The sequence below is a fragment of the Gemella haemolysans genome (assembly GCF_901873445.1).
GTDB lineage: Bacteria > Bacillota > Bacilli > Staphylococcales > Gemellaceae > Gemella > Gemella haemolysans_C.
In genome coordinates this window covers 1-11700 of sequence record NZ_CABFLN010000043.1, presented here as the reverse complement: position 1 = coordinate 11700, position 11700 = coordinate 1, and the positions used below count along the sequence as shown (strand labels likewise).

The 11700-nt window shown below is 29.8% G+C and carries 12 protein-coding genes; 9 read left to right on the top strand and 3 right to left on the bottom strand.

What is annotated here, in order from left to right:
* The first annotated feature begins 189 nt into the window (after positions 1 to 189).
* Entirely contained in the window at positions 190 to 981 is a 792-nt protein-coding gene (locus JX287_RS06225) for a formate/nitrite transporter family protein (protein WP_204643705.1), read from the top strand.
* A 260-nt stretch (positions 982 to 1241) separates the two neighbouring features.
* On the top strand, positions 1242 to 2027 hold the full coding sequence (locus JX287_RS06220) for a formate/nitrite transporter family protein (protein ID WP_048802258.1): 786 nt from the start codon (positions 1242 to 1244) through the stop codon (positions 2025 to 2027).
* 163 nt (positions 2028 to 2190) lie between these two features.
* On the opposite strand, the gene JX287_RS06215 is transcribed toward JX287_RS06220, so the two are convergent.
* Positions 2191 to 3276 (bottom strand): branched-chain amino acid aminotransferase, encoded by a 1086-nt coding sequence (locus JX287_RS06215; protein ID WP_204643703.1) that lies wholly within the window; start codon positions 3274 to 3276, stop codon positions 2191 to 2193.
* A gap of 292 nt (positions 3277 to 3568) precedes the next feature.
* Between JX287_RS06215 and JX287_RS06210 the strand changes: the two genes are divergently transcribed.
* From JX287_RS06210 to JX287_RS08970, 7 genes are all read left to right on the top strand, one after another.
* Positions 3569 to 4747 (top strand): aminotransferase class I/II-fold pyridoxal phosphate-dependent enzyme, encoded by a 1179-nt coding sequence (locus tag JX287_RS06210; RefSeq protein ID WP_204643701.1) that lies wholly within the window; start codon positions 3569 to 3571, stop codon positions 4745 to 4747.
* Between the two features lie 21 nt (positions 4748 to 4768).
* Positions 4769 to 5395 carry a dTMP kinase gene (gene tmk / locus JX287_RS06205; RefSeq protein ID WP_204643697.1) on the top strand — a complete coding sequence of 209 codons (627 nt, stop codon included), beginning with the start codon at positions 4769 to 4771 and terminating at the stop codon, positions 5393 to 5395.
* On the top strand, positions 5385 to 6221 hold the full coding sequence (locus JX287_RS06200; protein ID WP_204643696.1) for a DNA polymerase III subunit: 837 nt from the start codon (positions 5385 to 5387) through the stop codon (positions 6219 to 6221). Before tmk ends, JX287_RS06200 begins: the two co-directional genes overlap by 11 nt.
* Before the next feature lies 1 nt (position 6222).
* Positions 6223 to 6957, top strand: a complete 735-nt coding sequence (locus tag JX287_RS06195) for a tRNA1(Val) (adenine(37)-N6)-methyltransferase (protein WP_204643694.1) — start codon at positions 6223 to 6225, stop codon at positions 6955 to 6957.
* The gene (locus JX287_RS06190) at positions 6941 to 7252 is read left to right on the top strand and encodes a GIY-YIG nuclease family protein (protein WP_204643692.1); all 312 of its coding nucleotides are present in this window, start codon (positions 6941 to 6943) and stop codon (positions 7250 to 7252) included. Before JX287_RS06195 ends, JX287_RS06190 begins: the two co-directional genes overlap by 17 nt.
* A 2-nt stretch (positions 7253 to 7254) precedes the next feature.
* Entirely contained in the window at positions 7255 to 8085 is an 831-nt protein-coding gene (gene rsmI / locus JX287_RS06185) for a 16S rRNA (cytidine(1402)-2'-O)-methyltransferase (RefSeq protein WP_204643690.1), read from the top strand.
* Positions 8086 to 8188: 103 nt separating this feature from the next.
* Entirely contained in the window at positions 8189 to 8395 is a 207-nt protein-coding gene (locus JX287_RS08970; protein ID WP_239650349.1) for a hypothetical protein, read from the top strand.
* A gap of 216 nt (positions 8396 to 8611) precedes the next feature.
* Here JX287_RS08970 and JX287_RS06175 read toward each other — a convergent pair whose 3' ends face one another.
* Together JX287_RS06175 and trkA are read right to left on the bottom strand one after the other, a co-directional pair.
* The gene (locus tag JX287_RS06175; RefSeq protein ID WP_204643686.1) at positions 8612 to 10105 is read right to left on the bottom strand and encodes a TrkH family potassium uptake protein; all 1494 of its coding nucleotides are present in this window, start codon (positions 10103 to 10105) and stop codon (positions 8612 to 8614) included.
* A gap of 3 nt (positions 10106 to 10108) precedes the next feature.
* Positions 10109 to 11488, bottom strand: a complete 1380-nt coding sequence (gene trkA / locus JX287_RS06170) for a Trk system potassium transporter TrkA (protein WP_239650348.1) — start codon at positions 11486 to 11488, stop codon at positions 10109 to 10111.
* Positions 11489 to 11700: the final 212 nt, after the last annotated feature.

Sequence of the window (11700 nt, the reverse complement as noted above, 5' to 3'; positions counted from 1 at the left end):
ATGTATATAATTATGGAATATAGTAAAATTCAGTCAAATAGTAATGAAGTAGCTAAAATGATATTTAGTTAATAATTTTTGACATATATTAAAATGAAAATATATAATAAGGTGCTATTGACACTGTGTTTGTTAATAAATTTTCCTTGTTGTATAATATCTGTAGAATATTATAAGGAGACAAAAGTTATGTCAGAATATATACATACAAAGGCTTATTTAGAGCCTCAAGAATTATATGAATACACTAGTAAAAAGGGTGTGGCTAAAGCTTCGGGAAGCTTAAAGTATATGTTGAGTTTAGGTTTCTTAGGGGGTGCTTTTATCGCAGTAGGTTATCTTGCGTATCTAAAAGTTGCAGGATCTATCCCTCATGAGTTTGGAGGATTAGGTGTTTTATTAGGTGCAGCTGTCTTTCCAATTGGTTTGATATGTATATTAGTAGGTGGTGGAGAATTAATAACTAGTAATATGATGGCAGTTACATTAGCATTTTTTAATAAAAAAGTTAGTTTAGGAATGCTGGTGAAAAATTTAATTATTATAACTTTAGCAAATTTAGTAGGAGCTGTTTTTGTAGCGTATTTTTTAGGTCATGTGACGGGACTTACTGAAGGGGCGACATTTGCAAAAACTTTAGCAACTGCTGAGTCAAAAGTTAACTCTACTTTTTGGCAAGGTGTATTTTCAGGTGTTGGGTGTAACTGGTTAGTAGGTATGGGAGCATGGTTATCTTTCTGTGCTAAGGATGTAAGTGGAAAAATAATTGGGACATGGTTTCCAATTATGACATTCGTAGCCGTTGGTTTTCAACACGTTGTAGCCAATATGTTTGTTATCCCAGCAGCAATGTTTGGGGGCGCTAATATTACACTAATGCAATTTTTTAATAATATGTGTGTAATTTTTTTAGGGAATTTTTTAGGGGGAGCACTACTAGTTGCAGGTTTATATACAATAGCGTATAAAAAGAATAATTAAAATATTATAATTAGTATAACTGTTAGAAAACGTTTCATTTCTAACAGTTATTATTTCCCTTAAAAATAATTAATAAAGATATATTTGCATACTTTAGAAAGATAGGTGTATAAAAGGTTTATTAATTTGTACACATTTTAATGAAATCTGTATTAAAACAGGGGTTGAAAAAATATCATTGTTATTGTATAATCTTTATTGTAGATATAGAGAAGTTGTATCTATGTAATTATTATAAATTTATTAAGGAGAGTGTTATCATGACAAACACTGTAGAATCTAAAGTATTTTTAGAGCCACAAGAAACTTATGAGTTAACTTGTAAAAAAGGTGTTGCTAAAGCGACTGCAAGCCTTAAATACATGTTAAGTTTAGGATTCTTAGGTGGTGCATTTATCGGGGTAGGTTTCTTAGCTTTACTTCGTGTATCAGGATCAATTCCTAAAGAATTCGGAGGAATTGGTGCATTATTAGGAGCATCTGTTTTCCCAATCGGACTTATTTGTATTTTAGTAGGTGGTGGAGAGTTAGTTACAGGTAATATGATGGCTGTAACTGTTGCGTGGTTCAATAAGAAAATTAGTTTTAAACTGTTGGCTAAAAACATGGTTGTTATTACATTTGCAAACCTTGTAGGTTCACTAGTTATTGCTTATTTCTTAGGGCATTTAACTGGATTAACTGGTGGAGCTATTGCAGCTAAAACTATTTCAGCTGGTGAATCAAAAGTATACTTAACATTCTGGCAAGTATTCTTCTCAGCTGTAGGTTGTAACTGGTTAGTAGGTATGGCAGTATGGTTAAACTTCGCTGCTAAAGATGTAGGTAGTAAAATGTTTGGTGTATGGTTCCCAATTATGACATTCGTTGCTATTGGATTCCAACACTTGGTTGCGAACATGTTCGCAATCCCAGCTGCTATGTTTGAAGGTGCAAATATCTCAGTTTTACAATTTATCCAAAACATGGGTACTGTATTCTTAGGTAACTTTGTAGGTGCTGTTACATTAGTTTCTGCTCTTTACACATTTGCTTATAAAAAATAAGAAATAGTTATATAAATACAGATTTGCAATAAAAGTATTAGCAAATATAAAAGATGAAGTAGAGTTAATTCACTACTTCATCTTTTTAAAATATAGTTAGGTTTCACAGTAGCATATTGTGAAAAAAGATTCCAAATCATTAAACTTGGAATCTTTTTTTATATTATTCTTCTACTTTAACAACCCATCCGAATTTATCTTCAACTTTACCAAGTTGGATACCAGTAAGTAGGTTGTAGATTTTTTGAGTCCATTCTCCTGGTTTATCATCTTTGATAAGTTCTAATTTCTTAGTACCATCGAATAATTCACCAACAGGAGCGATTACTGCAGCAGTACCACATAAGAATACTTCTTCAAGTTTTCCGTTGTCATATGCTTCGTAAACTTCTTCTAGAGATAGTTTTCTTTCTTCTACTTTTTCACCTAATGATTTAAGTAATTCTAATACTGATGCACGAGTGATACCTGGAAGGATAGAACCGTTTAATTCAGGTGTAACGAATGTTCCATCGATTTTGAAGAAGATGTTCATTGCTCCTCCCTCTTCGATGTATTTTTGTTCTACTCCATCAAGCCATAGAGATTGAGAGTAACCAAGTTCTTGAGCTTTCTTTTGACCTTTAAGAGATCCAGCGTAGTTACCTGCAGTTTTAGCGAATCCGAATCCACCACGTACAGCACGTACATATTCGTGTTCTACGAAGATTTTATTAGGTTGAAGACCAGCTTTGAAGTAGCTTCCTGATGGAGATAAGATGATTATAAACTTAACTTCATGGTTAGGGTGTACTCCAAGTGCTTCTTCAGAACCATATAAGAATGGTCTAACGTATAGTGAAGTACCTTCAGATTTTGGAATCCAGTCTTTATCGATAGAGATTAATTTTTTAAGAGCTGCTAATGCGAACTCTTCATCTAATTGTGGTAAAGCTATACGGTCTGATGAATTGTTTAAACGTCTAAAGTTTTGTTCTGGACGGAATAGAACAGCTTCTCCATTTGCGTTATATGCTTTCATTCCTTCGAAAACACTTTGTCCGTAGTGTAATACGTTTAATGCTGGTGATACTGGAATTGGTCCGTAAGGTACGATTCGCGGATCATACCATCCTTTGTCTGATGACCAGTCCATAACGAACATGTGATCAGTGAATACTGAACCAAATCCTAATTTATCATCTGGTGTTTTTTCCTTTGGATTTTTAGTAAGTTCTACTCTTATATCATTTACTGTTAATTTTGTCATATTATATTTCTCCTTTTATAAACAATTAATTTTAAAAATTTGTTAAAGTTATTATAATACTAATTCAAGTTTTTTTCAATACTTTTCTTTAAATTTTCTGAAATTTCATAAAAACTATCCGATATTTACTGTTGAAAATTTTTTGAAAATGCTATAAAATATTACTAAATCATTGTTTAGAATTTGATTTAATATTGTTGATAGTAATTCAAATTTTCTTGAAAATATGTTACAATATTAGAGATGTTACATTAACAATGTATCTAAAATACAGAAAAAGGAAGATAGATATATGGAAATAAAAAAAACATTAGAAAATAAATTTAACACATCTTTAGCGAATCTTACGGGATCACCGATAAGAGAATTTGATAGATATGCTTCTTCTATAGAAGGTATTATTAAATTGACATTAGGTGAACCAGATTTTGATACTGCTGAAGAAGTAAAAGAAGCAGCAAAACGTGCTTTAGATAATAATAGAACACACTATTCAGTAAATAATGGTATTGAAGAATTGCGAACAGCGTGGGCTAAAAACTTAGAGAAAAGATATAATTTAAATTATAGTCCTGATGAAATCATCGTAACAATTGGCGCTTCTGCAGCGATAGAGCACACGATTTCAGCGATTACAAATGAAGGAGATACTATCTTAGTAGTAACACCTTATTTCTCAGCATATGAAGGTGTAGGTATTTTAAATAAGTGTAATATTAAATTTATAGATACAGTTGATAATGGATTTAAAGTTCTTCCTAGTGATTTAGAAAAAGCTCTAGAAGAAAATAAACATGCTAAAGCTATTTTAATTAACTATCCTAACAATCCAAGTGGGGTTTCATATACAAGAGAAGAAGTAAAAGAAATTGCTGATGTATTAGGGAAATACGATATATTTGTAATTAGTGATGAAATATATGGTGATATTACGTACAATTATAAACATACTTCATTAGCAGAATTCATACCAGAGCAAACAGTACTAATTAGTGGATTATCAAAATCTCACGCTATGACAGGATGGCGTGTAGGATTTATCGCTGCTCCATTAGCAATGATTAGAAAAATAGGTGTATTCCACCTGTTCACAGTATCTGGTGCAGCTACATTTATTCAAGATGCAGCAGTAGTAGCTTTAAATGATGCAAATGTAGATAAATATAACCAAAATATGATTGAAACATATAGAGAAAGAAAAGATTATATGGTTCCAAAACTTCGTGAATTAGGATTTGAAATTCCTGAAATTGATGGAGCGTTTTATATCTTCGCTAAAATTCCAGCTAAGTATCGTGACTTAGGTGCGATGGAATTTTGTAAATTATTAGCGAAAGAAGCTCGTGTTGGGGTTATTCCTGGTACAGCATTTGGGAAAGCGTACAACGACTTCTTTAGAATTAGTTATGCAACAAGCATAGAAAATATTAAAGAGGCTGTTGAAAGAATTTCTCAATTTATGAATAAATAATGTAGTAGAAAGGTTATTCAAATGAAAGGTAAATTCATAACAGTAGAAGGTTCAGATGGTTCAGGGAAAACGAGCTTTATCAACTTTGCTACAGAATATTTAAAAGAGAAGGGTTATAAAGTTATTACGACACGTGAACCAGGAGGTACAGATTTTAGTGAAAAAGTTAGAGAGCTTCTTTTTGATAGTTCAAATGACATTGATGCAAAAACTGAAAGCCTACTGTTTTGTGTAAGTCGTCGTGATCATATAGTGAAAAAAATACTTCCATATGTAAATGATGGATATATTGTAATCTGTGATCGTTTTGTCGATAGTTCAGTAGCTTATCAAGCTTATGGTCGTGGTCTTAATAAAAAAGATATCCTAGATATTAATGCCTATGCAACTGATAATTTAGAGCCTGATTTAACATTATACTTTTGTGTAGATGTTGAGGTAGGTTTAGCTCGTACTAAAAATAGAGATGATAATAATCGAATGGACCAAGAAAGTTTAGATTTTTATAAAAATGTAAAACGTGGTTATGATGAGCTTTCAAAAGAATATAGTGAACGTATTAAAGTAATTGATGCTAGTGATACGTATGATAATGTGCAAAAAAAGGCACTTTCTATATTGGAAGGATTTTTGAACAATGAACTTTAGTAAAGATACAGTTGTTATAAAATCTTTAACAAATACATTAAAAACAAATAAACTATCCCATGCCTATTTAGTAGTAGGCGAGGATAGTTTATATTCTGATGAGTTTATTTTAAGTTTTGTTAAAGCAATATTTTGTTTAGAGAATAAAGATAAAGAATTTTTCAGTTGTGAAGAATGTAAAAATTGTCGTAGTATAAATCATGGCAACTATGTTGATTTTTATAAATTAACTAGTGAAACTTCAATAAAAAAAGATGAAATTCAAACATTAAAATCGGATTTAAGCGTTAAATCATTTTATGGAAAAAAAATATATTGGATAAAAGATATAGAAAAAATGACAGAACAAGCAGCTAATAGTCTTCTTAAATTCTTAGAAGAACCAGAAGATGATATTATTGCTATTCTTAGTTGTAAAAATATTAGTGCAGTTTTACCAACTATTATTTCCCGTTGCCAACAAATAAAATTAGTTGGACAGAGTGAAAATGATGGAGTTGAAACTAATGAGGAGTTAACTAAATTAATAGTTGAGTATGCTAAGAAATACAGTAGAAAACCTCATTTAGCAAATATTTATATTTTAGAAAAATTAAAAACAAAAGAAGATATAGTTGAATTCTTTAATCACTTGAACATTCAAACAACTAATAGTTATACTGATAATAATTTACATGATGTAGTTAATATTAGTAAAGTTCAGGAGAAAATTTTATTAGCTTTAAGTGATTTTAATTCTAATGTAAATGCAACCTTAGTATTAGAGAAATTTCTTTTTACAATTTTATTAGATAATAATAATTTAGATTTTTTATTGCGAGGTTAGTATGGAAGATAATTTAAGAATTGATACAGTTTCGAAAAATTATAAAATCTTACAAAAAGTTGATCATTATAGTATGTCAACAGATTCTTTTTTACTACCTTATTTTGCGAATGTACCTAGAAGTTTTAAGAAAAATATTATCGAACTTTGTAGTGGTAATGGTGGAATTTCAATTATTCTTAGAGAAAAATCTGACGCGAAAATTGAAATGTTAGAAATACAAGAGGATTTAGTAGAATTAACTAAAAAAAGTTTAGTATTAAATGACATAATTAATGTTGATGTGAAAAATGGGGATATAAAAAATATAAAAGAGTATTATAGACCGTCATCATTTGATTATGTGATTTGTAATCCACCGTATTTTCCTGTTGATAATATGCCGAATCAACGAGAAAAATTTAATCATAATATTTCACGACATGAGATTTTATGTAATCTAAGTGATGTAGTTCAAGCGATTAGATATCTTGTTAAACAGAATGGTAAATTTTCATTGGTTCATAGAACTTATAGGATAAGTGATATTATTTCTGAATGTGAAAAAAATGGATTAGCTATTAAACGAATAAAATTTGTTTACAGTAAACCAACAAGTGAAACTAGTAAAATTGTATTAATAGAAGGAAGTGTCTCGAAAGTTAGTGATATTAAGGTAGAACAACCATTTTATATTTATAATGAAGATGATAGTTATACAGATGAAATGAAGAAAGTGTATGGTATCTATGAGTAGTTTTATGTATGTAGTTGAGTGTTGTGACAAAACTTGGTATACTGGATATACGACAGATATTGTTAGAAGAATAAAAACTCATAATGCCAAAAAGGGTGCGAAATATACTAGGGTAAGAGTACCGGTAGAACTTATATATTTTGAACAATTTGAGACTAAGAGTGAAGCAACACGTGCAGAAAGCTCATTCAAAAAATTAACGCGTGGGAAAAAAGAAGAGTATATTTTATTAAATTTGGATACGAATAAAAAGCAAGAAATAAAAGATTTTAATATGAAAATAAAGGATAAATAACTATGTTATATTTAGTAGGAACGCCGATAGGTAATTTAGAAGATATTACATTAAGAGCATTAAGAGTGCTAAAAGAAGCGGATATTATAGCTTGTGAAGATACAAGAAATACACAAAAATTATTGAATCATTATGAAATAAAAGGGAAGAAACTACTTAGTTATCACGAACATAATGAGGATAAGATGAGTGACAAAATAATAGAATACTTAGAAGATGGATTAGAAATAGCATTAGTAACAGATGCTGGCATGCCTTGTATTTCTGATCCGGGTTATGTATTAGTAGATAAAGTAAAAAGTGCAGGATTTGACGTTGTTGCTTTACCTGGAGCTAATGCAGGACTTACAGCACTTGTAGCTAGTGGAATAGAATCTTATAATTATACTTTTTATGGATTCTTACCACGAAAAACTAAAGAACTTAAACAAAAGTTAGAAATTATTTTAAGCTCGAAAACAACTGGTATTTTGTATGAAAGTCCACACAGGGTAAAGAACTTAGTGGAAGAAATTTCGAAAATCTCACCGACAAGAAAAATTGCAGTAGCAAGAGAACTTACGAAAATGTTCGAACAAATTGAAACATTTGAAGCTAATGTAATACTAGAAATGCTAGGTGAAAAGATTAAAGAAAAAGGGGAGTTTGTTGTTATTCTTTCTCCATCTAGAGAAGAAAAATCTCAAGAACTTAATCTAAATGATATTGTAAATGAAATTTACGAAAAAGTACAAAGTGGTGTAAAAAAATCAGAAGCTATTAAAAATATTGCTAAAGAATACGGTATAAATAAAAAAGAGGTCTATAGTTTGTATCATGAAAAATATGATTAGTTTCATAGTAGTAAACATATTAATTGTAATATTTCTAATTGCCGCAATACATATTAAAATATTTTTCCTACCTTTAACATTTTTTGTATTTTTAAATATTTTTATGATTTATAAAAGAAGTTCAGAATTGGATAAAAATGAACAGAAGAAAAAAATTATGTTGCACAATGTTAAGAATTCTTTAGGAGTAATTCTAGGGTATACCGAAGCACATAATGATGAATTAATTACAAAAGAAGAACTAGATGAAAGAATCAATGAAGAGATTCAAGAGATAGTTTCAATGATAAAAGACGAGATCTATAAGTAGATTTCGTCTTTTTTAGTGTTTTGATAAGATAGGGAATTGTCCAAAAGTCCTAAATTTTAAAATAGTGTATATGATAACTTATGGACGCAGTGATTGACATCTGAATGCACTTTATAAAAGTTTTTTAGACATCTAATAAAATTTGTGGTAGTGATTCAAAAAAATTTTGTTTCTCCAAAATCACGATTTTTGAGTCACTACCACCCGCAATTTAAACTACTCATTACAATTATTTATAATTCTTTGGTTCTCTCTAATTTTCTTTCTACGTTTTTTCCATGTTTTAGCAGAAAAGAATACAATTAATGGCATTAACTCTAAACGGCCTAGTAACATAGATATTGATAAAATCATTTTAGTAAAATGAGGGATTTGAGAAAAGTTACTCATTGGACCATAGTGATTGAATGCAGGCCCAGCATTACTAATTGATGTTACTGTTAATGATATTGCATCTTCAAAATCGTTTATTTGGAAAGTTATTAAAAATAAAATTATAACATACACAAATCCGAATAGTAATAAATAATTCGAAAGTGGAGTAGTATCCTTAATTATTTTTCCATCGATTTTAACCATAGAGATTTTTCTAGGATTTAGAGCCTTAGCAATACTTAGTTTAGCATTTTTAACAAAGAAAATAAGTCGAGGAATTTTTATACCTCCAGCTGTACCACCTGTACATCCTCCAACAATCATAAGTATTAATATTATCATTTTAGAAAATACTGGCCAAATATTAAAGTCGTTATATGTAAAACCAGTGGTTGATACAACTGATGAAACTGTGAAGAATACATCTAATAAACTATGATTTGGTGTATCATATGAACGATAGATATCTAAAAACATGATTACAGAAAGAATTCCAATCATCCCAAAGAACCATCTTAATTCTTCGCTCTTTAATACTTTAAAATATCTTTTAAAAATAATAAAGTAAAGTAAACTTAGATTCATTGAGAAAATAAGCATAAATATCGCAATCACAACTGTAACATAAGTGCTGTTGTAATATGCAATTCCTGCATTTCTTACTGAAAAACCACCAGTTCCAGCAGTTGAAAATGCAAGATTAATACTATCAAAGAATCCAACTCCACCAAACATTAAAAATAGAAATAGCATGATTGTTAGTGCTATATATATTCCATATAAATAAATTGCTGTTTGTTTCATAGAAGAGACGACTTTACCGAAATATGGACCTGGCACCTCTGCTTTAGCTATATGAATAGTATGAGGTGATCGAGGTAAGACTGCTAGTGCAAAGACGATAACCCCCATTCCTCCGATGAAGTGAGTGAAGCTTCTCCAGAATAATAAACTTTTATTTAATGCTTCAATATCTTCCAGTATAGTTGAACCAGTAGTAGTGAATCCACTAACTGTTTCGAAAAAACTATCGATATAATGAGGTATTTCTCCTGATAAATAGAAAGGTAATGCTCCAAGTAATGAAAAGATAACCCAAGTAAGTGTTACTATTACATATCCTTCTCTTTTATAAAAATCACGTTCGGTAACATCTCTTGTTGAAAAATGCAATATTAATGCTAGAACAAAACAAATCATGATTGTGGTTAAGAATGAATTTGTAACATTAGAAGGTTCTTTATAAACCAATGATACAATAGTAGGAAGAATTAGTAATCCAGCCAAAAGTATCATCATTTTTCCTAGAACGTGAAAAATCATTTTAAAGTTCATAAGTTACCTCCCAACAAGAATGTCATCAATATGTTCAAGTTTTTGGTGATAACTAACTACGACTACATTATCATTAAGTTTTATTTCATCATCACCATTTGGGAAGATTTGTTTATTATTACGAATTATAAATGCTATAAGCATATTGTCATTAATATCAAGATCTTTAAGTTTTATACCTATAACTTTTGAACTTTCACTTGTTATCTTAAACTCTATAACTTCAGCGCTATTGTTTGCAATACGGTAGAAGCTCTCTATGTCTGAAGCACGACTCCCTTGAAGTGATTTAGTATATTTTTTTATTATATTACTAACTATTTCTTTAGGTGTAATGTAAGAGTATTGCCCAATATCTTCAGCTATTTGTTTTAAAGAAGCACGGTTAACTTTTGCGACAGTTTTCTTTATACCAAGTTTATGTGCATATAAATTAATTATGATATTTTCTTCATCAAGTCCAGTTAGTGAGATACAACTATCAAATGTTTGAATTCCTTCTTCAATTAAGGTATCACGATCGCTTCCATCAGCCCAAATAACATCAATATCAGGATATGTTTCGCTAAATGAAATAGCTTTTTGTTTGTCGAGTTCTATTACTTTAGTGTAAAATGAAACTTTTTGTAAAAATTCTACAAGGTAATGAGCAACTTTTCCACCACCAATAATTAGAGAAGAAGTTATTTTCTTTTCTAGATTATCTTTATTTCCTAGTAGTTTATAGAATTTTTTTAAGTTTTTATTAGAAGCGGTTATATGAACTTTATCTCCAACTTCAAAAATATAGTTTCCACGAGGAACGAACACGTCTCCTTTTCTTTCTACTAAACATACAAGTGAAGGGAAATCTATATATTTTCTACTTTCAATTAGAGACACTCCTTTGAGTAGACTGTTCTCATTTATTATTACTTCAAGAATATTAAATTTATTGTTAGAAAAACTCTCAACTTTAGTAGCAGTTGGATATTTTAACATATAGAAAATTTGTTTGGCTGCTTCGTACTCGGGGTTAACCATAAGATCTATCCCTAGAGATTGTTTAATAAATTCTTTTGTTTTAGAATATTCAGGGTTACGAATTCTCGCTATTGTATATTTTGCACCCATTTGTTTAGCTGCAATACAAGCTATCATGTTGATTTCATCACTTGTAGTAACAGAAATAAACATATCAGAATTAGCTGCATCTGCTTCTGCTAAAATATCTGAATTTGCACCATTACCGACTAGTCCGTTGATATCGTAAGTTTCAACAAGTTTTTCAACACGACGCTCATTTGTGTCTATAATTGTGACTTCATCAAATGTGTTAGAAAAATCGGCACAAAGAAGCTCTCCGACTTTACCACCACCGACTATAATTACTTTCACTTTCATACTCCTTTTTTTAATGATATTCATATTATAACCTAAAATAAAATAAATTACCATAAGCTTGTAGTTATGATAGTGTTAACAAGAAGAAATATACTTTTAGAAATAATATTACACTCTTAACAAAGTATAAGGATTAATTATATAGAAAATATAATTTTGATATATAGAAAATATAAATTTTAAAATAGGTGAAAATTAGAGATATAATAAAG

Bases quoted from the DNA above. Each gene is read 5' to 3' on its own strand.
- JX287_RS06225 (WP_204643705.1), top strand. From the start codon at position 190: ATGTCAGAATATATACATACAAAGGCTTATTTAGAGCCTCAAGAATTA.
- JX287_RS06175 (WP_204643686.1), bottom strand. From the start codon at position 10,105: ATGAACTTTAAAATGATTTTTCACGTTCTAGGAAAAATGATGATACTT.
- trkA (WP_239650348.1), bottom strand. From the start codon at position 11,488: ATGAAAGTGAAAGTAATTATAGTCGGTGGTGGTAAAGTCGGAGAGCTT.
- JX287_RS06190 (WP_204643692.1), top strand. From the start codon at position 6,941: ATGGTATCTATGAGTAGTTTTATGTATGTAGTTGAGTGTTGTGACAAA.
- JX287_RS06200 (WP_204643696.1), top strand. From the start codon at position 5,385: ATGAACTTTAGTAAAGATACAGTTGTTATAAAATCTTTAACAAATACA.
- rsmI (WP_204643690.1), top strand. From the start codon at position 7,255: ATGTTATATTTAGTAGGAACGCCGATAGGTAATTTAGAAGATATTACA.
- JX287_RS06220 (WP_048802258.1), top strand. From the start codon at position 1,242: ATGACAAACACTGTAGAATCTAAAGTATTTTTAGAGCCACAAGAAACT.
- JX287_RS06210 (WP_204643701.1), top strand. From the start codon at position 3,569: ATGGAAATAAAAAAAACATTAGAAAATAAATTTAACACATCTTTAGCG.
- JX287_RS06215 (WP_204643703.1), bottom strand. From the start codon at position 3,276: ATGACAAAATTAACAGTAAATGATATAAGAGTAGAACTTACTAAAAAT.
- JX287_RS06195 (WP_204643694.1), top strand. From the start codon at position 6,223: ATGGAAGATAATTTAAGAATTGATACAGTTTCGAAAAATTATAAAATC.
- JX287_RS08970 (WP_239650349.1), top strand. From the start codon at position 8,189: ATGATTTATAAAAGAAGTTCAGAATTGGATAAAAATGAACAGAAGAAA.
- tmk (WP_204643697.1), top strand. From the start codon at position 4,769: ATGAAAGGTAAATTCATAACAGTAGAAGGTTCAGATGGTTCAGGGAAA.